This window comes from Oceanobacillus senegalensis (genome assembly GCF_900176885.1).
Lineage (GTDB): Bacteria > Bacillota > Bacilli > Bacillales > Amphibacillaceae > Oceanobacillus > Oceanobacillus senegalensis.
Genome location: NZ_LT839648.1, coordinates 1408268 through 1432590 on the forward strand (window position 1 = coordinate 1408268; position 24323 = coordinate 1432590).

Here is a 24323-nt window from a genome sequence, read left to right on the forward strand (position 1 = left end):
AATGGCTGAATATAAATGGGATATTCACTACTTTTCTAGGGAAATTGGTTAAACTATACTTTGAATAGCATTGTAAAGGAGAATTTTATGAGGTATGTATATAGTGACATCATTCAATTTCGGGGAAGTCATTATGATTTTGGATATATGCAAGGGGAATTATTAAAGAATTCTCCGATTTTAGAGAACAGGAAGAAACAATGGAGTGCTAATAAGCGAAATTTTCATGTAGATGAAAAAATCGTAGTGGATACAATGAAGCGTTTTTCTCCAGCTATCATGGAAGAAATTAACGGACTCGCCGATTCATTAGCAATGAATACCAAACAGGCATTAATAGAATTTGGTGGATATTATTTAGAATATGGAAGAAGCGGCTGTTCTACCTTTTCTGGAGAAAACTTTCTAATAAGAAATTATGATAATGACCCTATCACATATGAAGGAAGGTATGTTGCTTATCAACCAACAGATGGAGGTTATGCAACCATTGGACCGACCATGCAAATCACCGGAAGAACAGATGGATTGAATGAAAAAGGCCTTGCTCTCGGATATAATTTTGTTCATCGTAAAAAATCCGATGATGGCTTCGTTTGTAACATGATTGGTCGGATTGTGTTAGAAAATTGCGCAAACACGAAGGAAGCGATTGATTTACTTCAAGAAGTCCCTCATAGGCATTCCTTTAATTATATACTATTGGATCACAGCGGGGAATCAACTGTTGTTGAGTGCTCTCCACGTAAAGTCACCTCTAGAAAATCGAATGCTTGTACCAACCATTTTGAAGTCTTAACTGATGAAAATCGGTACCGAATGGATGATTCCATTAAGCGAATGGAATCGATGCAAAAACAGGAAAGTGATATAACGGATGGATATAAAGCATTTCGTATGATGAATGATATCAATGGCGAGGTTTTTTCAACAAAATATGGAGCATGGGCAGGTACCATTCATACTACAGGCTATTTTCCAAAAGAATTAAAAGCATGGTTGTCTCTTGGTGGGGATCGACCACCATACATTGTTAATTTTAATGAATGGCTTCAGGGAAAAAACCTTCATGCAACAAAAGTAAAAGGTGAGCTTTATTCTCATTCTATCTTTGTAAATATGGAACGTCTGTGACCGTCACCTTTTTGACGTCCACAGACGTTTGGACATGATTAATACCATTCATATTCAAATACAACTAAAACATGCATGGTTTAATCCATATATTTTTTTAAGATTCGATCCACTGTGCCACCATAAATTTCACCGAAAAGATTTAAATGGACCAACAAATAATATAGTTGATATATATCTTTACGATCGTCATAGCTATCTGAAAGCGGGAAAGTAGCATGATAAGCTTGATAGAATTTCTTTGAAAAGCCTCCAAATAATTCCGTAAAGGCTATTTCAAATTCATGATCACCGTATAATATCGACGGGTCAATTAAATATGGGTTTCCATTATTGCCAACCATCCAATTCCCACCCCACAAATCACCGTGTAAGATGCTTGGTTTTGGATTCTTAGGAAGCCATTTATCTAACCTTTCCATTAGTTTCATTAAGTTTTTTTCTCTTTTTCCTGAAATTAAACCTTTATTACGCCCAATCTCGAGTTGACCTTTTAAACGATAATCACGATAGTAGTCGGTCCAAGAAGGAAGAATGGTATTTGCTTGTTTATGCTTGCCTATGTATGTAGTTTCTTCCCATCCAAATCCAGAAGCTTCGCTAAGGTGCAGTGTTGCTAATCTCTCTCCTAATAAGGAATCCGTATCATTATGTTTATTACCCTCAATCCATTCCAGCCACAACATGGGAATACCATCTTCTTCATATACCCCATATACGGCAGGTACATCAATCGTTTTCGTATCTTTTAACATAGAAAGACCTTTAGCTTCTATCGTAAAAAAAGATGGATCCACTTGTTTGTTTAGTTTCATGAAATATTCATTATTATTGGTTCGAATATAATAAGCTTCATTGATGTCTCCACCAGAAACAGGTTGAACATCAGTGAAGTTGTCGTTCCCTTCCATTTGATGTACTACTTTGTTCAATGTTTCTTTAAAGCTCAATCTACACTCCTCCTTCCCGTTAATGCGGAAACATAAATACCTATGACTATTCGATTTTACGATAGTCATAGGTACACCATTTTACTCTTCATCAAATAAATTCATGCTTAAATAACGTTCTCCTGTGTCTGGTGCTAGACAAACTACTCGTTTTCCCTTCCCTAGTTTTTTCGCCACTTCCATTGCAGCATAAACTGCTGCTGCCCCTGATGGTCCGATGAATATCCCTTCTAATCTTGCTAATTTCCTTAATGTAGTAATGGCATCATCGTCTTGGATTTTGATAATTTCGTCATATACGTTTGTATTCAAAATACTAGGAATGAAACCAGGACTAGTTCCAACTAACTTATGTTTTCCAGGTTTTCCTCCCGATAAGACTGGTGAACCCTGAGGCTCTACTACTGCTACGTGCAAATTAGAAATCCTTTCTTTTAATGTTTCACCAGTACCTGTTACCGTACCGCCAGTTCCAGCTGTGCATACGAAAGCATCTAATTGATCATCCATTTGTTCAAGAATTTCTTTTGCAGTTGTTGTACGGTGGATATCGGGATTTGCTTCATTTTCAAATTGTTGAGGAATAAAACTTCCAGGAATTTTTTCTTGAAGTTCTTTAGCCTTTCTTATGCAGCCAGGCATCTTTTCCTCACTAGGTGTTAAGACGATTTCAGCACCATATGCTTGGAGAATGTTTCTTCGCTCCATTGTACTGTTGTCAGGCATAACTAATATTGCTTTATACCCTCTTGCTGCAGCATTCATGGCTAAGCCAATACCTGTGTTTCCACTAGTAGGTTCAATAATGGTATCACCAGGTTTTATGTATCCTTCTTCCTCCGCAACTTTAATCATATTAAACGCTGCGCGATCCTTTACACTTTTACTTGGATTAAACATTTCTAGCTTTAGATAAATATCAGCTGCATCCTCTGGTACGATTTTATTTAATTTAACAATCGGCGTTTCACCAATTAACTCTGATACATTTTCAACCACTCTCACTGTTAAACCCTACTTTCTATTCTGTAACATCTATTATAATTTTACCTTTCATCATATAGTTCAATTATAACGGTTATCTTAGTTCATTTCCATTATTTATATTTATTCCCCATGGGTATACTCGGTTTATTCCTTTTCATGATTCACTTGTGGCGAATAACAAAATGTAGGTGCCTATCCCCATTGAATAATTTTAATACGAATGAAGAACGATAGGATTAAGATGAGGATAAATAGGAGGAGTCGTATGTCATGAAGGCTGTAACATACCAGGGAAAATATAATGTTGGTGTTAAAAATGTAGCTGATCCTGTAATAAAAGAAGCAGAGGACGTCATTATACGAATTACTTCCACAGCGATTTGTGGCTCGGATTTACATCTATACCAAGGGAATATGCCCATACCAATGAATTATATTATTGGGCATGAACCAATGGGAATAGTAGAAGAGGTCGGACCAGACGTAACAAAGGTTAAAAAAGGAGATCGGGTGGTTATACCATTTACTGTAGCCTGTGGAAATTGCCATTACTGTAACCAACATCTGGAAAGTCAATGCGACCATTCCAATCCACACTATGATTCAGGAGGATATTTTGGTTATACAGAGAAATTTGGAAATTATCCGGGTGGGCAAGCTGAATACCTTCGTGTTCCTTTTGGCAATTATACCCCCTTTGTAATACCTGAAGATTGTGAGCTCGATGATGAGCATCTCTTATTTTTATCGGATGTTCTACCAACCGCTTATTGGAGTGTGGAACATGCAGGAGTCAAGCCAGGGGATACTGTAATTGTTTTAGGATGTGGACCAATTGGGTTAATGGCACAGAAATTTGCATGGCAAAAAGGGGCTGAACGAGTAATAGCCATTGATCATTATGATTATCGTCTAAACCATTCCAAGAATATGAATAAAACAGAAATATTTGATTTTACCCAGTATGAAGATATGGGTGAGAAATTAAAAGAGTTAACGAAGGGTGGCGCAGATGTTGTTATTGATTGTGTTGGAATGGATGGGAAAAAGTCGCCACTAGAATTTGCAGAACAAAAGCTGAAGCTTCAAGGTGGGACGCTTGGTCCTATACAAATTGCGACCAAAGCAGTTCGCAAGGCTGGAATCGTTCAGCTAACAGGAGTTTATGGAGGTTTATATAATATGTTTCCACTCGGCCCCTTTTTTACGAGAAATATTACCTTAAAAATGGGACAAGCCCCTGCACGTGCTTACATGCAGGAGCTTTACAATCAAATAGTGGATGAAAAGTTCGATCCAACCGATATTATAACCCATTGCCTTCCATTAGATAAGGCAGATAAAGCTTATGATATGTTTAATTCGAGGACGGATAATTGTATCAAAGTAGTTCTTAAACCGTAGCTTTTAGTAATTTATTGAAATGATTAAACTCAAGCTCGGAAAATTTATGACGTACTTTGGCTTCATCCAATTGCCAAATGGCCTCATCAAGTGAACAGTTTACTGGTACATCACATTTAATCTCAGCAAGTGTTCTTGATAGATGTAGCATATCCAAATTATTTTTGATTTTTGTTTGAATCCCTTTTGATAGGTTATCTATATTTTCCAATACGTTATCAATGGATTCATATTCCTGGAGTAATTTTAGAGCTGTCTTTTCTCCAATTCCTTTTACTCCAGGATAATTATCAGACGTATCTCCCATTAAGCCTTTCATATCTATTATTTGTTTAGGAAAAACTCCTTTTTTCTCATAAAAGTTATCCATGGAAAATACCTCGTAATTCCCCTGTCCCTTACGCATAATAGCGACCTGAATATTTGTATCGACAAGCTGAAGAATATCCTGATCGCCAGTTAGGATAATAACCTCATGCTCTTTTGAATAGGATGTAGCCAGGGTTCCGATACAATCATCCGCTTCAAAATTCTCCAGACCAATATTCGGCATGTCAAATGCGCTAACAACTTCTTTAACTAAATCAAATTGCGGAACTAATTCCTCTGGCGGTGCATCACGATTTGATTTGTACCCGTCATATAGTTCTGTACGAAAAGTTTTACTTCCCATGTCCCAGCAGCAAATTGCATGGGTTGGTTCAAATTTATCCACTGCATCTAAAAAGTAACGCAAGAATTGATAAATACCGTTTGTCGGGATTCCTTTGGGATTTTTCATGAAGTTTCCTCTAAAGGATGTAGCAAAAAATCCACGAAATAACAATGCCATCCCGTCCACTAATAAAATTTTATTTTTTTCCACATTTACACTTCCTTAGATTCCATGCTTTTCTAATTCCGATTGTACGTTATTTTTCTTAGCTACTAGTACAGACATATCGAGTGTTGACTCCATCATTTCCTCATAATTTTTTACATGATTTTCGATAGAGCTGGTAGCAAAGTTCTTCATACGTTCTGCGATTTCTTTCCATTGCTCAAAATAACCATCCTGCATCACCAATTTATTTTGGTCGATATATTCCTTGGCAAACGGGGATAGGATGGAATACAATTGATCCTTCATTTGTTCCTTTTCATTCTTCTCAAAAAAGGCTTTTGTTCCTCTAAAAGTCGTTATAGCCTTATCAAAAACGGACAAATTTATTTCTTGAAAAGCTATCTGATATTTAGGTGTTTCTATATCCTGTTGAGGCCAGTTACCAAGGTCAAAAAGTTCATCCATTTCGATGCTACGACTTCTAATGGTTTCATAAAAATCATTAGCCGTTTCTTGCAAAAATGCTTCGAGTCGTAAGGATACGGCTTGCAATTCCTGATAAAGCTCATATCCAACATAATCTATTAAACTCTCCAAATTAGCCCTTAATTGACGATGTGCTTTTTTTCCTGACTCTGTGATGGTTGTAGGATTGAAATACTCCTTAAACATATCATGGAAACGAATACCTAATCTCTCATTTACATAATAAAGTTGCTTATCCATTTTATCACGAATCCGGTCATCATAGATAGATGTATCACTATTTACCAATTGTTCCCGAAGTGTATCCTTCTTCTCCGTTAGCTCTAGTCTTCTTCTTTCCTTTTCTGACTCATCCAAGTTCATCGATTGGATATAGTTTGTCAGAGCATGCAAGGTTCGTTTCATATCCCATAGTGCCGCATCAACTGTTAATGAAGCTAGGTCATGATTGATAAAGGAATAGAATGACTCTTCAAAAACGGTCATTTGTTCGTTTAATGCTAGCTTGTTTTGTTTTTCTTTTAATGATTGTTTACTAGAAACAGGATAAAGTCTAGGTAATCGAATCCCTAGTTCTAATAATTGTTCTTGAACATAGTCAACTACTAAAGAAAGTTCTTTTTCGTCATGAGCTAAATCTGCAGCATTGACCATAAAGAACATTTTATCTAGCTGGAATGCTTCCTTTACTCTGCCTAATTGCATCAGAAAGTCTCTGTCTGCACGTGATAATGCATGATTATAATAGGTTACATAAAGAATCGCATCAGCATGTTTGATATATTCAAACGCAACATTCGTATGGCGAGCATTGACGGAATCCGCTCCCGGTGTATCGACTAATGTAATTCCTTGATCGGTTAAAGCACTAGAATAATACAAATCTATAGATTCGATATAACATGCAATAGATTCATCGGTCACATAGGCTTCAAAGTCATCTAGCGTAATTTCAATTTGCTTTCCAATCGAATCCTTGTTTTGTTCGTAACCTTTTAAAAGAGCATGTAAATAGGATTGATACATTTTATTCAATTGATTGCTATTATGAATATTTTCCTTTTCCATCCACTGTAAAAGGGATTGGAATTCTGTTTCTTTTGGTGAAAACTTCTTCATCATCTGTTGCAAGTCATGTACTAACGTTTGGTCATCCTTTAAAGTAACAACAACCGTTCCATGCTTATATTTATCTGTTACAGGGCAAATTCGATTGACTGTAGCAGTAGTTGGATTTGGTGATACTGGTAAAGCATTCTCTCCAATTAAAGCATTAGCAAAGGAAGATTTTCCTGCACTAAAAGCACCAAACAAGGCAATGGTATAGGAGCGGTTCGTTAATCGCTTGCTTTTTTCCTTCAAGTCCTCTTGAAGTGTTTCGAATCCAGGTAAGTCACCAATACTGTTTATTGTTTTTTCAATACTACTTACAACTTCTTCAACGGATAATTGACCAGTGACTGTTTGCTGTGCAGTAGCATCTTCTCGTTTCCTTTCTACTGCTTCATCAACTTTATCTTTTACATTAAATTCAATAGGTTCATCCACGTGTTTAATATTTTGTAGCTTTTTATTTCTTGCAGATTCTATTCTCTCCCAATCGATTGCACTTGGATTTGGCTCGTCTAATAGAGTCTCCATGAGATGTAGCTTGTCTTTATATTCCTTATCCAACTGGTCTTTTTTCTGTTTATAGTTCTGTACTTGTTCTAACTGTGATAACCGATCCTTATAATCGTTTTCCTTCAGACGGTTCTTCTCTGATACTCTATTTTTAATTTGGGAAATGAAATCACTTAATTCCCGTCTATATTTATTTTTAATATCATTAGCTACCTCTTTGGTATAATTTAGCACATAATCTCCATTTACCTTTGCTCCAGGATTGATTAATTTGATTAAATCCCTTTCATCGTATTGTATCTCTAAGGACTGAACTTGTCCTAATAATTCCTGATCATTTATTTCGTGTTTATCCAATAACTGGCCGAACTTTTCTCTTAGTTTCCATTGGATGGATGCTTCCATTGTTTCTTGTAGTGGATGTAAAAATTCATCTAATCTTCTTTCTTTTTCATGCTGTGTCTTTTTCTTGGAGGAAAAAAAACCTACCTTAAAATTGCTTTGTTGGGACTCTAAAAATTCATGTGCTTTGTCTCTCAGTTTAGCTGGCATGAGATAAGCGTTACTTAAAGTACTTTGTAATTCTTCATTACATTCTCTTGCAAGACTACTAGCTTCACCTTGTAATGTCTTAAGATTTGTATGAATCTTTTCCATTTCATCCAAACGTTCTTCTAATTCCTTTTCATCTAAATCCGTATTTATCTGTGATTCATATGCATCCTTCAAGAATACTTTATGTTCTTCCACAACCTGCTTCAGAGAGCTGTTTATTTCAATTGGTTGATTAGGATCACGACTCATCATTCGAAAAAGTGTTTGTTGAATCTCTGCAAATTGATTGTTTTTGACGGTTGGGTCCATTAATGAAGAATAAAATACATTCACTGGTTTAATATTCCATTGATCAAAGGTTTGATAAATACTTTGCTGAAAATGTTTAAAGGTTAATTCTTCCTCATCATGCTTATCAATTTGATTGATAATGACATAGTAAGGAATTCCTTTTTCTTGAATGGACTGTAAAAATTGCAGGTTTACCTCAGACTGAACATGATTATAGTCCATTACATAAAATAGTACATCCACTAAATGTAAGGAAGACTCCGTCATAATTCGATCCGCATCATCCGCTGCATCAATTCCAGGTGTATCCATCAAAGCACAATGTGCCGGAATAAACTGCTCACCAGTACTTATTTCAATTTCCTTGATATCGTTCTTGTTTTTTGAATACTCCTTGATTTGATCGATATCATACGGTTCCTTAAATTCCAGGATTTCATCATTATATAAATATACCCGAGCAAAACCCTCACCAGATGTAATTTTTACTACATTAGCACTGGTTGGTATTGGGCTTTTCGGCAATATTTCTTCCCCAACTAATGCATTAATCATGGATGATTTTCCAGCCGAAAAGTGACCAGAAAAACTAATCAACCATTCATTTTTATCCCGTTTATCATACAAGTCTACTATTTTCTTAGCTGATGCGTGGTCTCCATTATCCATCATCAGTTTATAAAGAGCAGTTAAATGCTCTAATCCCATTGTTGATTTTTTACTTTTTATTTCTATACTATTCATGTCTGCCCCTTCTCCTTATCCCTAACTTATCAACTATTATACGGAAGTTAAGGCGTTTATTCTAGGGGTAGTTCCAAAAGTATGGTAAAAATCAGGAGTGAAGGCGTCTTATCACATCTAATGTCATGTAGCGAATGACATCTCCTCTACTTAGTATACCAATCACTTGTTTACATAATATTATTATTGTAAATAATAAGTTGTCTACTTGGATCTGCTCTCCCATGGTCACTATCACAATACGTACTTCTTCCTATTTTTCTAACAAAAGAAAAAGGAAACTAGATGCTTCTAGATTCCCCATACTAAACAAATATCCTCTATTAAACAGGATAAATCCCGTGCTTCCTTTCTACACCTGCACCAACAATATTCGTATCATAAAACGAAAAGCGTTTGATAAGCTCCTCTCTCAGTCGGTCAGGATCAATGATATCATCCACCACCAACTCGGATGCTAATCGATAAATATCAATTTCATCTTGGTACTCATTTTGTTTTTCTTTAATAAAGTTAACACGTTCTTCTTCAGGAAGTTTTTCTATCTGATTTGCATATACAGCATTAACAGCAGCTTCTGGTCCCATTACAGCAATTTGAGCATTAGGAAATGCTAGCACACAATCTGGTTTAAATGCCGGACCAGCCATGGCATATAAACCTGCACCATAGGCTTTTCTTACAATAACAGAAATCTTCGGAACCGTAGCCTCGCTCATGGCGTAAATCATTTTAGCACCATGCCTAATTATCCCTTGTCGTTCTACTTTTGTACCAATCATAAATCCGGGCACGTCTGTGAGAAATAGTAATGGAATATGGAAGGCATCACATAGCTGGATAAATTTGGCTGCTTTATCTGCCGAATCCGTAAAAAGCACCCCGCCTTTTACCCGTGGTTGGTTGGCGATGATGCCAATGGATTTTCCATTGACTCTCCCTAGCCCTGTTATTATTTCTGGTGCAAACTTCTTTTTTATTTCACAAAAACTGTTCTCATCAATAACCAAATCAATTAAATCATACATATTAAATGCTGCATTCTGACTAGGAGGGATTAATTCTGATATAGATTTCTCGGAATGCTTTGTATTTTGAGGCTGTTGTACCATTGGTTTGCTACGATAATTGGTAGGAAAATAGGATAAATATTTTTGAGCAAAGATAATGGCTTCTTCTTCGGATTCAACAGATACGTCGCCAACACCAGATACGGACGTATGCATCTTGGTCCCACCCATCTCTTCTAAAGAAACCCTCTCCCCGATAACCTTCTCAGCCATTCTTGGTGAACCTAAATACATGGATGCATTTCCTTCAACCATTACGACAATATCACAAAACGCTGGAATATAGGCACCACCCGCTGCAGAGGGACCAAATAACAAGCACACTTGAGGTACCCGCCCAGACAATTTAATCTGATTATGAAAGATTCGACCAGCACCACGTCTCCCGGGAAACATATCAATTTGATCTGTTATACGTGCTCCGGCTGAATCAACTAAATAAATCATCGGTATCTCTAATTTTAATGCCGTTTCCTGAATCCGTAAAATTTTTTCAACTGTACGTTTTCCCCATGAACCTGCCTTGACAGTTGAATCATTAGCCATGACACAGACATCCCGACCATTTATTTTTCCTATTCCTGTAACAACGCCATCAGCTGGTAGAGAGTCATCTATACCATTTGCAAAAAACCCATCCTCTATGGTCCTATCATCATCAAATAATAATTTCAATCGATCTCGTACAAACAACTTTCCTTTTTCATCATTGGATTGGTGATATTTTGGCTTTCCACCTTTTGCAATTCTCTCCCTTTCTTCCTGGAATCTATGCATGGACGACAAGTGATAACCTCCTTAACTATTATTCTATAATTGCAATAACATCCTCTTCGTTAACGAAATCACCTTCTGAAACTTTCATTAATACAATGGTTCCCGATTTCTCAGTAGTAACGGGGATCTCCATTTTCATCGATTCTAGAATGACAATCTCTTGACCTTCTTCTACTTGATCTCCTTCCCTAGCAACAACTTTCCAAATACTACCAGCCATAGCCGCTTTTATTTCTGACATTATTTATCCTCCTTTAAATAATGCTTATTCATAAAGCAAATTTTCAATCAGTTTATGAGGAATCTCTCTTAATACATTCTAGCAACCTAGTTCCCTGGCAATCACAAGCCTTTGAATCTCGGACGTTCCTTCACCTATTTCTAATAGCTTGGCATCACGTAAATATCTTTCTACCTCGTACTCTCTCATATAACCATTTCCACCAAGTATTTGGATGGCTTGATTCGCACATCTTGTTGCAGTTTCCGTGGCGAACAGTTTGGCATATGCCGCTTCTTTTCGAAAAGGCTTTCCCTGATCTTTTAGCCATGCTGCTTTATATACTATGTTTCTAGCAAGTTCCACTTCCATAGCCATATCAGCTAATTTAAATTGAATAGCTTGAAATTTAGAAATGGACTTTCCAAACTGCTTTCTTTCTTTCGCATATTGTAACGCCTTGTCTAAAGAGGCCTGAGCAATCCCTACCCCCAATGCTGCAATGGAAATACGTCCACCATCTAAGGTATAAAGAAATTGATGAAAGCCTTTATCTGGATCACCTAGAATATTTTCTATAGGAACACGAACATTTTCTAATACGATTTCTGCCGTATCCGAACCACGAACCCCCATCTTATCGTAATTACTGGAAATGGAAAGCCCCTTTGTATCCGTTGGGATAATAATAGAAGAGATGGTATTTTTTCCTTGTTTATTTTTACCTGTCACTGCTGTTACAATCAAGGTATCTGCATAACTAGCATTGGTGATAAAGCACTTCTCACCATTAATTACCAATTCATCTTTTTCGCGAATGGCTGTTGTTTTTGTTCCTCCGGCATCCGAACCAGCATTCGGTTCGGTTAAACCAAACGAGGCTAATTTTCCTTCACGAGTTAGTGGCTTTAAGTATTTTTGCTTTTGCTCTTCCGTACCGAAATAGTAGATGGGACTAGCCCCAAGGGATACAGCCGCTGCATAGCTTAACCCTGTACTCCCGCAAACGCTTCCAATTTCCTCTACACTAAGCGCATAGGAAATCGTATCTCCACCTGAGCCACCATACTTCTCTGGAAATGGTAATCCTAGAAGGCCCAAATTTCCCATTTGTTTAAAAATATCTATTGGGAATCTTCCTTCTTTATCAATCTCGATAGCTCTAGGTCGAATCACTTTATCGGCGAAATCACGAACCGTTGCTTGAATCATTTGTTGTTCTTTTGATAACTCAAAATCCATCGCAAAACACCTCTTTCATTTTGGCTTTTTCCGTTCTATTTTGTTGCTTTGATTTATGTCTTCACAACATTCTTCCAGAAAACAGCCATATTTTTTAGATAAACGAAACTAGGCAGCCCATCATAGGCATACCTAGTTTTTTTATTCAGTTCTGTATCTGAAAAGTGTTTTCCAGGTCATACAGAAAAGGCTTATTCTATTTTATTAACACATTACTCATTTGATTCATCAAATGGTTTAATATATGTGGATTCTTTCCAAACTTCCGTAACTTCACCGTGTGTATCACTATCAATGACAAAAGAACCATTACTGTAACGATCACTAACTTTCAATTCTAGAGGATTTAATTGATGGAATTCCCCATCCGTTGTTAAGAAGCCAATACTTTCATTCTCTTCTAAAACATAGAACCCTCTTATTCGGTGAGGCTTACTTTTAAGTTCGCGTAACATAGTTAGTCCACGCTTAGCTCTTGAAGATTTTTCAAAATCTTTTAATTTCATCCTCTTGCATGAACCACGCTGTGTAACGACTACGAGAGATGGATCTTCTGTCACATCTAACACCTGTCCATTTACCACATATTCGCCGTCTTTTAATTGGATGGATTTAACACCACCAGCACGTTGACCAACCACATTTATTTCTGACTCATGATACCATAAGCCATATCCCTTATTGGAAGCTATAAATACATCGGATTGACCTCTAGTTTGAAATACATTGACTACTTCATCATCCTTTTTCAAATTTAAGGCAATTAATGATTTGGAATGTCGATTCGCATTATATAATTTCATCTCACTTCGCTTCACCATACCGTTCTTCGTAAAGAATAGAAGGTAGGTATCGTCTTTAAATTCCCGTACCGGAATACATTGTACAACATATTCTTCTTTATCAAGTGTGGCTAAATGAGATAAATGCTGACCTAAGTCCTTCCAACGTATATCCGGCAGTTCATGAACAGGTATAGAAATATATTTTCCTTTGTTTGTAAATAGGAGGATTGTATCCGTTGTGTTTATCTCCATTAATGAAATGAGATAATCCTGGTCCTTTATGGCGAAATCTTCCCCATTGGAAGCACTGTAGGAGCGGAGACTTGTGCGCTTTATGTAGCCATCCTTTGTTACGGATACAAGTACATCTTCACTTGCAACCATAACTTCAATATCAATTTTGAGTTCCTCAATTTTATCTTCAATAGTTGTTCTTCTTTCCGTTGCAAATGTTTTCTTGATTCGACGTAAATCCTGCTTAATCGTCTGATAAAGCTTTTTCTCACTACTTAAAATAGCTTCAAATTTAGAGATTTTCCCTTGTAATTCTTTTGCTTCTTCCTCTAATTGTCTAATGTCCGTATTGGTTAAACGGTACAGTTGTAATGTAACAATTGCCTCTGCTTGTGCGTCGGTAAAACCGAATTCTGCTATAATTCGGTTTTTAGCATCTTGTTTATCTTTCGAGGCACGAATGGTTGCAATCAACTCATCAAGAATGGATATCGCTTTGATCAAACCTTCTACGATGTGTGCTCTGTCTTTAGCCTTTTTTAAATCAAATTCAGTTTGTCTGGTGACAACTTCTTTTTGGTGAACAATATAAGCATCTAGCATTTCTGGTAACGATAACAAGGAAGGAGTTCTATCTTTGATTGCTACCATATTAAAGTTATAGGTTACTTGAAGATCCGTATTTTTATATAAATAATTCAAGATACCTTCACTATTAATATCCTTCTTCAACTCGATTACGATTCGGAGTCCTGTTCGGTCTGTTTCATCACGAACTTCAGCTATTCCTTCTACTTTACGATCAATTCTAAGTTCATCCATTTTTTTAACCATATTTGCCTTATTCACTTCAAAAGGAATTTCTTCAATAACAATCTGTTCACGGCCCCCACGAATCGGTTCAATACTTGTTTTACCACGAACAACAATTTTTCCTTTACCGGTCTTATAGGCTTTCTTAATCCCTTCAATCCCTTGAATAATACCGCCTGTAGGGAAATCTGGACCTTTAATTACTTCCATTAATTCTTCCACCGTAACATTTGGGTTATCGATTTTCTTAATAACCCCATCAATGATTTCTGACAAGTTATGTGGCGGAATGTCAGTAGCATATCCAGATGAAATACCTGTTGAACCGTTTACTAAGAGGTTTGGGAATTTTGCCGGAAGTACAATAGGCTCCATAGTTGTTTCATCAAAGTTTGGGATAAAATCAACGGTTTCCTTGTCAATGTCACGTAATAACTCACTCGAAATGGAAGATAGACGTGCTTCAGTATAACGCATTGCCGCAGGTGGATCTCCATCGATACTCCCATTATTACCATGCATTTCTACTAATACATTTCGAATTTTCCAATCTTGACTTAATCGCACCATTGCTTCATATACAGATGAATCCCCGTGTGGGTGATAATTACCAATTACCACACCAACTGTTTTTGCCGATTTACGGAAACCTTTATCATGTGTATTTCTCTCTTCATGCATGGCATAAAGAATTCGACGCTGAACCGGCTTTAGTCCATCCCTTGCATCTGGCAGCGCTCTATCTTGAATAATATATTTACTATACCTTCCAAACCGGTCACCAATAACTTCTTCTAATGGAAGGTCAAGAAATTGTTCGGCTTCTGACAAATCAATTCCCCCTTAGTTTTTTGATATTTTATCGTTTTCTAAGATTGTTCCATCCTCTTCAAGCCCAAAATCAACATGTGATTCAATCCATTTTCTTCGAGGTTCCACTTTATCTCCCATTAATGTAGTTACCCGTCGTTCCGCACGCGCAAGATCATCAATGGATACTCGTATAAGTGTTCGGGTTTCCGGATCCATAGTGGTTTCCCAAAGTTGATCCGCATTCATTTCACCTAACCCTTTATAACGTTGTATTATATATCCATTTTTGAATGCTTTCGCAGCCTGTTTCATATCTTCCTCATTCCAGGCATAAGTAATCTTTTCTTTTTTTCCTTTTCCTTTGGAGATTTTAAATAGTGGCGGTAATGCGATATATACTTTTCCTGATTCAATGAGTGGGCGCATATAACGGTAGAAGAAAGTTAAAAGCAATACTTGAATATGGGCACCATCCGTATCAGCATCAGTCATGATAATCACTTTATCATACTGGACATCCTCCAAATTGAAGTCAGCCCCGACACCGGCACCAATGGTATGAATGATAGTTGATATCTCTTCATTCTTGAAAATATCTTGAAGCTTTGCCTTTTCCGTATTAACAACTTTTCCTCTTAAAGGAAGAATCGCCTGGAATTTCCTATCTCTTCCTTGTTTAGCAGATCCCCCAGCGGAATCACCCTCCACCAAATATAGTTCGTTTCGTTTCGGATTTTTGGATTGTGCTGGCGTTAATTTTCCACTTAGAAGAGTTTCTTTTCTTCGTTTTTTCTTACCAGTTCTGGCTTCTTCTCTAGCTTTCCGTGCAGCTTCTCTTGCTTCTTTTGCTTTGATGGCTTTTTTTACAAGCATGGAAGCTACATCCGCATTTTCTTCTAGAAAATAGGCAAGGTGTTCGGAAACAATGGCGTCTGCTACAGATCTTGCCTCCGTAGTTCCAAGCTTTGCTTTTGTTTGTCCTTCAAATTGAAGCTTATCCTCTGGAATGCGTACAGAAATCACTGCAGTCATTCCCTCGCGAATATCGGAGCCATCTAAGTTTTTATCCTTTTCTTTTAAAAGGGACGTTCTTCTCGCATAGTCATTAAACGTTCTTGTTATTCCTGTTCTAGCACCTGATTCATGCGTTCCACCGTCTCGTGTACGGACATGGTTAACAAAAGATAGCATGTTTTCTGCATATCCATCATTAAATTGGAAGGCAAAATCTACCTCTATGCCATCCTGTTCCCCTTCAAAAGATACAACTGGATGTAATGTATCTTTTTCCTCATTTAGATAATCAACAAAGGATTCTAAACCATTTGGATAATGAAATGTTTCGTCCTGGTCAATACGTTCATCTTTTAAGTTAATGGTCAGTCCTTTTAATAAAAATGCCGATTCTCTTAATCGTTCTGATAGTATTTCGCGGTCATAAGTTGTTACTGAGAAAATTTCTGGATCGGGTTTAAAATGAATAGCGGTTCCTGATTTTCTAGTCTTTCCTTTTTTTTCTAGGTTACCGACAGGCTTGCCACCATTTTCAAATCGTAGGAAAAATGTTTCCCCATCCCTGTGAATCGTAACCTCTAACCACTCGGAAAGTGCATTAACAACAGAGGCGCCAACACCATGTAAACCACCACTTGATTTATAGCCACCCTGTCCAAATTTACCACCGGCATGGAGGACAGTAAAGATAACCTCTGTCGTAGATTTACCGGTTCGATGCGTTCCAGTAGGTATTCCTCTTCCGCTATCTTCAACTGTTATACTATTATCTTTGTGTATCGTTACATTTATTTTATCTCCATACCCAGATAGTGCTTCATCAACAGCATTATCTACAATTTCAAAAACAAGATGATGTAGACCTTTACTGTCGGTACTTCCTATATACATACCTGGTCTTTTCCTAACGGCTTCTAAACCTTCTAATACTTGTATGGATTCGTCAGTATATTGGGTTGAATTCTTAGTCAATAAATGTTCTCTCCCCTCAAAACTACAACTAACATGCTTATTTTTTATAATAGAACAAATGTTTCGTATTGTAAAATACCCTGATATAATCATGTTTAGCGCAAATAGAGTCGATTATAAGTATACTATAATTCTAATTTGAATGCATAAAAATCAATAAGTAGGATGGAATTGCTCGGATAAAGTGAATCTTCAAATCAGTGGGGTTTTCTTTCATCCCCCACTTAATAGGATTCGTTTTTATCTCCATTTTTGAGGTGGGGTATGACTGCCCATTAACCTACGATAAACTTCTTACTGTTTTCGCATTATAAATGACAAATAAATTTTCTGCAAATAGCCAAAAAAAAGGGTGACTATATCTTGTCACCCTTTTCCTTATATTATTTAACCAAAACAGAATGAACTACTTTAATACATAAATCCATAATCACAGTAAAGTCACGTTCCTTTAGGTAATGATAGGCTTCTTCATTGACAATTCCCTGCTGTGCCCAAAAAATTTTAGCATTGGTTTGGGCTGCATCTTTTGCAATTTCCGGTAGATGCTCTGGTCTTCTAAAAACATTGATGATGTCAAATTTTTCAGGAATGTCTGTTAAGGACGAATAAGCCTTTTCACCTAGTACTTCATCAATGGTGGGATTAACTGGTATAATACGATATCCTATATCTTGCATAATTTTTGAAATTTGATATGAAGTACGTTCTGGATTAGCGGATAAACCAACAACTGCGATGGTTTTATGATTTTCTAAAATTTCCTTTAATGTTTCATTTGAAGGATTTTCCCAAGCCAAATGTTACAACTCCCTTCCATTTTCGATAAACACTTGTTATCATTTCTCGGTTGCTATATCTTAATAAGTATCGTTATGGTTTACTATAGCATAAATGGATGAAATATAAAGTGAATCTTTAATCAGTGCGAGTTTTCTTTCATCCCAACAATCGCACTTTTAGGGGCAACTTTACCACAAGGGGAATGACACAAAGCCTTCCCCTACCTAAAAGGAATCGTTTTTCCTCCATTTTTGAGGTGAGGGTATTACGGACCCTTAACCTGCGATAAAATAATTTTATAGGTATCCATCTCAATTTTTGGTAAAATAAAGATGGAGACTATTATATGGAAAGTAGGATGAAGTATGGAATATATTGTTTTTGCCATTATAGCTTATTTATTAGGATCCATCCCTTCTGCTCTCATCGTTGGGAAAGTAGGATATAAGATAGATATCCGCGAACATGGTAGTGGTAATTTAGGGGGGACAAATACTTTCCGGGTCTTAGGAAAGAAAGCTGGGTTAACAGTTACAATATCTGATATTTTAAAAGGAACTATTGCTGTTATCCTTCCACTTTTATTTGATGCAGATGTGAATCAGTTAATCATTGGTATTTTTGCGGTTCTCGGTCATACATACCCCATTTTCGCTAAATTTAAAGGTGGAAAAGCAGTTGCCACATCTGGTGGTATCATATTAGGAATCAATCCAATTCTCTTTATCATCATGGTTGGATCCTTTTTACTTACCCTTTATTTAACAAAATATGTATCTCTTTCTTCCATGATAACGGGAGTAGTTTCTGTCTTGGTTGCATTAGTCTTTCAGGATATTGGGATAGTCATCTTGCTATCTGCCTTAACTATTTTTGTTTTTTATCGTCATCGTGAAAATATTAAACGAATTCGACAAGGAACAGAACCAAAGATAAAATGGATGTAATAATGAAAATCATTCAAGACGTTCAGAAATAAGGTGAGCGAATGAAATATATTTTTATCGGGCTAATCAAATTTTATCGAAATGCAATTAGCCCTTTTACCCCAGCAACTTGTCGATTTTATCCGACCTGTTCCGCATATAGTTTAGAGGCATTTCAAAGGTTTGGATTTTTTAAAGGACTATTTCTAAGTGTAAAAAGAATAAGTAAATGCCATCCATTTCATCCGGGCGGTGTAGATTATGTTCCGGAAAAAACAGAGAAAAAGAACAAACGCAAGTCGTGAATCATCGATAGCGTTTGTTCTTTCTTTATTAACTATTTCCTTCCTATTGTTGTTTTGATAAAAAATTAGGGTGCAAGTATGTTTGATGCTCGAATCGATTTCCATCATAAATAACCCCATATCTACCATAGTAGAAAATCTATACGTACTATTTAAAGCAGGACAAAGTTCTTTAGAAAATGAGCTTTTCTTTTAATAGAGTCGAATAACCTTCACTTAAATGAACCATCTTAAATAGTTAATTTATACTAGTATCCAATAAAATATGGGATTACAAAGCACAACCTAACGCAGAAAAACACGAAGACTTCTGTAGGATGAAAGACCTGGGTGAGACAATGCGGTGCGTTAACTGCTGAATATTCGCAACAGCGCCTAGGAATTAAACCATTAAAAGCCTAAATTAAATCGTTCAAGCTGATCAAAATGTTTTTCTTCTTTAAGTACCATTTGTTGGTGTTCACCAAATAAATCGAAATGAGGATATTGTTCATCATTATGTATCCATTCCTGTTTTAAGCCATATTGCTTTCCCCATTCAATTAATCTCGCGATATCGCTACATCCTACTTTTGTAACGGTATAGCTGTCTGGAAACCGGTCGTCCATCCAATAGTGCGTGATGATAGCTACTTCTCCATTTTTAACTTTACGTTTCCATGCTTTTAGTTCATCTCTTTTTAATCCAAAAGCCATCATCATTCTCCTTCAATATGCTGTAAATACTTTTCATGCCACTCAGGAAAAGATTTTCTTAATGATAGTGGTCGAAATGTGTCTCTCTTAACAATGACATGCTTTGTAGTGCCAATCACCGCGATATCATCAGTTTCATTTTTAATATAGTAACCATAAACGGTTCGGAGTCCATCATACTGTTCTAGCCACGTTTCAACATATGCTTTTTCACCATATCGAATTGGTTTTTTAAAGGATATGTTTGCATCTAGTACAGGGGACACAACATTTTCCTTTTCCATTTCAGCGTAATTTAATCCAAGGCTTTCAATGAATTTGGTTCTTCCAATTTCAAACCAGACTAAATAATTGGCATGATAAACAACACCCATTTGATCTGTTTCTTGATATCTTACCTCAATTGGAGTTCGTATAGTACTCAACATCATTCCTCCTGATTCATCGCTACTATTTTATCATACCATGAAATTTTTCTACATTGTTTAATATCACTAGTATATGAAAACCCTCAAATCTAGTTGATTTGAGGGTTTTGTGGTTATTCCATATTCTTTTGATTCTGTGCTTCATCTTTGATTTCTTCGCGGAATCCTTGAATTGCTTCCTCACGACGTTGGTTTTTGGCCATAATATCTTGCTTATCCTGACCATCTGCGTGTTGCATCGTTTCCTCCGCTTTTTCCATATTTTGAATTGTGTCTTCCACCATGTTTTGCAGCTTTTCTACATTATCACTGCGATCATCTGGTTTTGGTTGCTGATTCTGTTGCTGATTTTTATGTGTCATTTTTATATGCTCCTTTCTATAAAAAACTATTTTTATTGTTTCTTAAATAGATGAACCTATACAAAAAAATTCCCTTTCATTGAGAAAGGGATAATACTTATGACATTGATAAAAAATATTCTTATTTTGCTTCTTTTAAAGATTGACGTGCCTTCTTTTCTAATTTTTCATCAATTTCGTCTAAGAGTACACTATCCTCCAAAATTTCTCTACGGTTCTCTTTAACGAGTTCTTCAAAAGTGAGCTTTTTTTTCAAAGAAATAGCGATTCACCCCTTTATCTTTTACATGAAGTATCGCCATTTCTTCCAAATTTTATAACTATTTTATTAATTATTCCAGCTCATCCATCCTTTGTACCGTAATATCAGCTTTCTTCCCTTTAGATTTGAAAAACGGACTTCTTCTCCTGCTAAGGTTCCAGTGTAAAGTCAGGTGGATTTCATTTCATTGATTGTAAAGGTGAATCAATCAGTGTTCCAAAAATGTTTATTGAAAATGAGAATGTTACAGGAACTACGATTACGGTTGATGGTGGATATACTGCTCAATAATTAATGAAACCCGATATGCGAATACTTTTTAATAAAACTCACATACTCTTGTCTATCAAAAAAGCCCATGTACGAATTGTACATGGGCTTAAGATCTTAGATTACGCTTCAATTGCTACTTTATCACGAAGTACCATTTGAAGGATACCACCATGACGGTAGTAATCAACTTCAACATCACTATCAAAACGTGCAATAGCTTGGAAGGTTGTTTCTTTTCCAGTTTCTTCATCAACAGCTGTTACTTTCACAAGATCATGTGGTTTCACATTTTCGTCGATGTCAACACTGAATGTTTCCTTACCAGTTAATCCAAGTTTATCTGCGTTTTGTCCTTTTTCAAATTGTAATGGTAGTACACCCATCATTACAAGGTTTGAACGGTGGATACGCTCGAAGCTTTCTGCGATTACAACTTTAATTCCTAATAGGTTCGTACCTTTAGCAGCCCAGTCACGAGAAGAGCCCATTCCATAGTCTTTACCAGCTAAAACAGCAAGGCCTGTTCCATCTTCTTGGTATTTCATAGCTGCATCATAAATAGGCATGACCTCATCTGTTGGCCAGTATGTTGTATATCCACCCTCTGTTCCTGGTGCTAATTGGTTCTTAATACGGATATTCGCAAATGTACCACGCATCATAACTTCATGGTTACCACGTCTAGAACCGTAAGAGTTAAAGTTTCTTGGAGAAACTCCTTTATCCTGTAGATACTTACCTGCTGGCATATCTTTTGCAATAGCACCAGCTGGTGAAATATGATCCGTTGTTACAGAATCTCCAAATTTACCTACCGCACGTAAGCCGTTTAAGGATTGAACGGTTCCTGGTTCTTTCGATAGTCCCTCAAAGAACGGAGGATTTTGAATATACGTAGAATCATCATTCCAAGAATATAATGGTTCATCCGTTGTATCAATAGCATTCCATTTTTCGTTGGAATCAAATACATCTTCATATTCTTTACGGAAGATTTCTGGTGTAACCACTTTTTCTACTTCATCTTTTACTTCTTGCATAGTTGGCCAGATATCATTCATGTAAACATCGTTTCCGTCTGCATCCTTACCGATAGGTTCTTTCGTAAGGTTGATATCTACTGTACCCGCAAGTGCATAAGCAACTACAAGTGGTGGTGAAGCTAAGTAGTTCGCTTTTACTAATGGATGGATACGACCCTCAAAGTTACGGTTACCAGAAAGTACGGATGATGCTAACAGATCATTATCTGCAATTGCTTTTTCGATATCATCACGTAATGGACCAGAGTTACCGATACATGTTGTACATCCATAACCAACTAAGTTAAAGCCTAATTGATCTAGATAATTTTGTAATCCAGCATCCTCAAGGTAACGAGTAACAACTTTAGAACCTGGTGCTAGAGATGTTTTAACATATCCAGGTACTTTTAGTCCTTTTTCTACTGCTTTTTTAGCGACTAAACCTGCACCTAACATAACGTAAGGGTTCGATGTATTTGTACAAGATGTAATCGCTGCAATAGCAAGTGCACCCGTTTTCATAACAGAAGAAGTTCCATCTGGATTTTGGATTGTAACTTCTTTATCAAATTCTGATTTATCAAAACCAAATCCTTGGTTACCTGCTGGAGCAGTTACTGCTTTATTGAACTCATCCTGCATTTTTGATAATGGAATCAAATCTTGAGGACGTTTCGGACCAGATAGGTTTGGTTCTAATTCAGAAAGATTGATTTCAACCACTTTTGTATATTCTGGATCTGCTTGATCTGCAGAATACCATAAATTGTTTGCCTTACAATATTTTTCAACTAATTCAATTTGTTCTTCGCTTCTTCCAGTTAAACGTAAATAATTTAATGATTCCGCATCAACTGGGAAGAAACCACAAGTTGCACCATATTCAGGCGCCATGTTGGAAATCGTTGCACGATCTGCAAGTGGCATATCTGCTAGACCAGGACCGAAATATTCAACAAATTTACCAACAACATTTTGCTCACGTAACACTTGCGTTACTTTTAACGCTAAGTCAGTAGCAGTTGTTCCGTTTGGAAAGCTACCAATGAATTTAACACCAATTACTTCTGGTGTAGGGACAAATGATGGTTGGCCAAGCATTCCAGCTTCTGCTTCAATACCACCAACACCCCAGCCAAGTACACCAAGACCGTTAATCATGGTTGTATGAGAGTCTGTACCTACTAAAGTATCCGGAAATGCATCATATTCCCCATTTTCATTTTCAATACCATGAACAACATTAGCAAGGTACTCAAGGTTTACTTGGTGAACAATACCTGTTGCTGGTGGAACAGCACGGTAATTATCAAATGCTTTTTGAGCCCAATTTAGAAACTCATAACGCTCCGCATTACGTTTAAACTCTAAATCCATATTTGCTCTTAGTGCATTTGCTGTACCATATTGGTCAACTTGTACAGAGTGGTCAATAACAAGGTCAACTGGAACCTCTGGATTTATTTCTTCTGGTTTTCCACCTAGATCAACCATTGCTTTACGTAAAGAAGCAAGGTCAACTACAGCTGGAACACCTGTGAAGTCCTGTAAAACAACACGAGAAGGTTTAAATGGTACATCCGAACCTTGGTCATTTGTTCCCCATTTTACAAGCCCTTTTACATGTTCATCTTTTATTTGGTGACCATCATGTTGACGTAAAACGGATTCTAATAGCACACGGATAGAGAATGGTAAACGATCAACATCGCCTAAACCAGCTTCTTCTAGTACTTTTAAATCATAATAATTATACTTTTTTCCATTTAGATCAAATTGCTTTTTTGCTTTAAAAGTATCTTTCCCCATATTACTGCCCCTTTCATTCTACTTTTATCGTTCAATATTCGACAAAAATAGTTCTCATGCAAAATACTCTGAAACTATAAAAATATTAAAATAGAAAACCTACACTTATATATTATCGGATAAATAGTCATTTGACAAATAATTTTGGCATGTCCTTTTATATTAAATACTTATTCAAAGTGATAAGTAAAAGATATCGGTTTGAAAGGCTTTTGATTCATAATAATTACTGAAGCCTTTCATATCGCGAAATTTGTCGAATGAATAGTGGTTGGAAAGCCTGTTTCCTAGAAAGGTATTGTTGAAAATAAACGTTAAAACAGAGGATACTTTAGTCATATTATCAAGATTTTAATCTCCATCATGGCAGATAGTTCCTTTTAGCTATCTTTAATCAATGCGAGGTTCTTTCATCCCCAACTAAACAAAGACTAAAGTCGTAACGTCCGCTGCAACGCTCTCCTCTAGACCTACGTCCTGTAGTCGGGAACGAATCGGGCTTTTAGGGGCCGTTTAT

General features: G+C 36.6%; 19 protein-coding genes. 4 read left to right on the forward strand and 15 right to left on the reverse strand.

The annotated features are described in order from the left end of the window. Positions 1–87: 87 nt before the first annotated feature. Positions 88–1134 carry a C45 family autoproteolytic acyltransferase/hydrolase gene (locus CAO17_RS06800; protein ID WP_085992090.1) on the forward strand — a complete coding sequence of 349 codons (1047 nt, stop codon included), beginning with the start codon at positions 88–90 and terminating at the stop codon, positions 1132–1134. Positions 1135–1214: 80 nt separating this feature from the next. Here the strand turns inward: CAO17_RS06800 and CAO17_RS06805 are convergent, their stop codons facing one another. Both CAO17_RS06805 and cysK read right to left on the reverse strand, forming a co-directional pair. Next, the gene (locus CAO17_RS06805) at positions 1215–2084 is read right to left on the reverse strand and encodes a fructosamine kinase family protein (protein ID WP_245831777.1); all 870 of its coding nucleotides are present in this window, start codon (positions 2082–2084) and stop codon (positions 1215–1217) included. An 81-nt stretch (positions 2085–2165) separates the two neighbouring features. Further along, positions 2166–3089: a cysteine synthase A gene (gene cysK / locus CAO17_RS06810; RefSeq protein WP_085992092.1), complete on the reverse strand. Its 924-nt coding sequence runs from the start codon at positions 3087–3089 to the stop codon at positions 2166–2168. A gap of 252 nt (positions 3090–3341) precedes the next feature. Here cysK and CAO17_RS06815 point away from each other — a divergent pair, with 252 nt between their 5' ends. Continuing rightward, complete coding sequence (locus CAO17_RS06815) at positions 3342–4475, forward strand: zinc-dependent alcohol dehydrogenase (protein WP_085992093.1); 1134 nt, start codon at positions 3342–3344, stop codon at positions 4473–4475. Here CAO17_RS06815 and CAO17_RS06820 read toward each other — a convergent pair. From CAO17_RS06820 to CAO17_RS06855, 8 genes are all read right to left on the reverse strand, one after another. Continuing rightward, complete coding sequence (locus CAO17_RS06820) at positions 4465–5340, reverse strand: 5'-3' exonuclease (RefSeq protein WP_143833728.1); 876 nt, start codon at positions 5338–5340, stop codon at positions 4465–4467. The two genes, CAO17_RS06815 and CAO17_RS06820, sit on opposite strands and share 11 nt — an antisense overlap. Before the next feature lie 12 nt (positions 5341–5352). Next, a complete protein-coding gene (locus CAO17_RS06825) occupies positions 5353–8997 on the reverse strand; it encodes a dynamin family protein (RefSeq protein WP_085992094.1) in 3645 nt (1214 codons plus the stop codon). A gap of 323 nt (positions 8998–9320) precedes the next feature. Continuing rightward, positions 9321–10844, reverse strand: coding sequence for an acyl-CoA carboxylase subunit beta (locus CAO17_RS06830; protein ID WP_085994425.1), 1524 nt, complete (start codon positions 10842–10844; stop codon positions 9321–9323). Between the two features lie 28 nt (positions 10845–10872). Then, on the reverse strand, positions 10873–11085 hold the full coding sequence (locus tag CAO17_RS06835; RefSeq protein WP_085992095.1) for an acetyl-CoA carboxylase biotin carboxyl carrier protein subunit: 213 nt from the start codon (positions 11083–11085) through the stop codon (positions 10873–10875). A 78-nt stretch (positions 11086–11163) separates the two neighbouring features. Further along, the gene (locus CAO17_RS06840) at positions 11164–12306 is read right to left on the reverse strand and encodes an acyl-CoA dehydrogenase family protein (RefSeq protein WP_085992096.1); all 1143 of its coding nucleotides are present in this window, start codon (positions 12304–12306) and stop codon (positions 11164–11166) included. 212 nt (positions 12307–12518) lie between these two features. Next, positions 12519–14969 carry a DNA topoisomerase IV subunit A gene (parC, locus tag CAO17_RS06845; RefSeq protein WP_085992097.1) on the reverse strand — a complete coding sequence of 817 codons (2451 nt, stop codon included), beginning with the start codon at positions 14967–14969 and terminating at the stop codon, positions 12519–12521. 12 nt (positions 14970–14981) lie between these two features. Next, entirely contained in the window at positions 14982–16937 is a 1956-nt protein-coding gene (gene parE / locus CAO17_RS06850) for a DNA topoisomerase IV subunit B (protein ID WP_245831778.1), read from the reverse strand. Between the two features lie 383 nt (positions 16938–17320). Continuing rightward, the gene (locus CAO17_RS06855; protein WP_085992099.1) at positions 17321–17737 is read right to left on the reverse strand and encodes a CoA-binding protein; all 417 of its coding nucleotides are present in this window, start codon (positions 17735–17737) and stop codon (positions 17321–17323) included. Positions 17738–18085: 348 nt separating this feature from the next. On the opposite strand from CAO17_RS06855, the gene plsY reads away from it, so the two are divergent. Both plsY and yidD read left to right on the forward strand, forming a co-directional pair. After that, positions 18086–18667: a glycerol-3-phosphate 1-O-acyltransferase PlsY gene (plsY, locus tag CAO17_RS06860; RefSeq protein WP_085992100.1), complete on the forward strand. Its 582-nt coding sequence runs from the start codon at positions 18086–18088 to the stop codon at positions 18665–18667. Positions 18668–18708: 41 nt separating this feature from the next. Continuing rightward, positions 18709–18951 carry a membrane protein insertion efficiency factor YidD gene (gene yidD / locus CAO17_RS06865; RefSeq protein WP_085992101.1) on the forward strand — a complete coding sequence of 81 codons (243 nt, stop codon included), beginning with the start codon at positions 18709–18711 and terminating at the stop codon, positions 18949–18951. Between the two features lie 390 nt (positions 18952–19341). Here yidD and CAO17_RS06870 read toward each other — a convergent pair whose 3' ends face one another. The 5 genes from CAO17_RS06870 to acnA all read right to left on the reverse strand — a co-directional run bounded on the left by CAO17_RS06870 (position 19342) and on the right by acnA (position 23806). Further along, positions 19342–19647, reverse strand: a complete 306-nt coding sequence (locus CAO17_RS06870; RefSeq protein ID WP_085992102.1) for a hypothetical protein — start codon at positions 19645–19647, stop codon at positions 19342–19344. A gap of 2 nt (positions 19648–19649) precedes the next feature. Next, complete coding sequence (locus CAO17_RS06875; RefSeq protein ID WP_085992103.1) at positions 19650–20072, reverse strand: acyl-CoA thioesterase; 423 nt, start codon at positions 20070–20072, stop codon at positions 19650–19652. A 116-nt stretch (positions 20073–20188) separates the two neighbouring features. Beyond that, positions 20189–20437: a small acid-soluble spore protein Tlp gene (gene tlp, locus CAO17_RS06880; RefSeq protein ID WP_085992104.1), complete on the reverse strand. Its 249-nt coding sequence runs from the start codon at positions 20435–20437 to the stop codon at positions 20189–20191. Positions 20438–20558: 121 nt separating this feature from the next. Next, positions 20559–20693 carry an FbpB family small basic protein gene (locus CAO17_RS06885; protein WP_245831780.1) on the reverse strand — a complete coding sequence of 45 codons (135 nt, stop codon included), beginning with the start codon at positions 20691–20693 and terminating at the stop codon, positions 20559–20561. A 398-nt stretch (positions 20694–21091) separates the two neighbouring features. Further along, on the reverse strand, positions 21092–23806 hold the full coding sequence (gene acnA / locus CAO17_RS06890) for an aconitate hydratase AcnA (protein WP_085992106.1): 2715 nt from the start codon (positions 23804–23806) through the stop codon (positions 21092–21094). Positions 23807–24323 lie beyond the last annotated feature (517 nt).

Bases quoted from the DNA above. Each gene is read 5' to 3' on its own strand.
- CAO17_RS06825 (WP_085992094.1), bottom strand. From the start codon at position 8,997: ATGAATAGTATAGAAATAAAAAGTAAAAAATCAACAATGGGATTAGAG.
- CAO17_RS06835 (WP_085992095.1), bottom strand. From the start codon at position 11,085: ATGTCAGAAATAAAAGCGGCTATGGCTGGTAGTATTTGGAAAGTTGTT.
- acnA (WP_085992106.1), bottom strand. From the start codon at position 23,806: ATGGGGAAAGATACTTTTAAAGCAAAAAAGCAATTTGATCTAAATGGA.
- CAO17_RS06815 (WP_085992093.1), top strand. From the start codon at position 3,342: ATGAAGGCTGTAACATACCAGGGAAAATATAATGTTGGTGTTAAAAAT.
- plsY (WP_085992100.1), top strand. From the start codon at position 18,086: ATGGAATATATTGTTTTTGCCATTATAGCTTATTTATTAGGATCCATC.
- CAO17_RS06830 (WP_085994425.1), bottom strand. From the start codon at position 10,844: ATGCATAGATTCCAGGAAGAAAGGGAGAGAATTGCAAAAGGTGGAAAG.
- CAO17_RS06840 (WP_085992096.1), bottom strand. From the start codon at position 12,306: ATGGATTTTGAGTTATCAAAAGAACAACAAATGATTCAAGCAACGGTT.
- CAO17_RS06800 (WP_085992090.1), top strand. From the start codon at position 88: ATGAGGTATGTATATAGTGACATCATTCAATTTCGGGGAAGTCATTAT.
- tlp (WP_085992104.1), bottom strand. From the start codon at position 20,437: ATGACACATAAAAATCAGCAACAGAATCAGCAACCAAAACCAGATGAT.
- yidD (WP_085992101.1), top strand. From the start codon at position 18,709: ATGAAATATATTTTTATCGGGCTAATCAAATTTTATCGAAATGCAATT.
- CAO17_RS06870 (WP_085992102.1), bottom strand. From the start codon at position 19,647: ATGGCTTTTGGATTAAAAAGAGATGAACTAAAAGCATGGAAACGTAAA.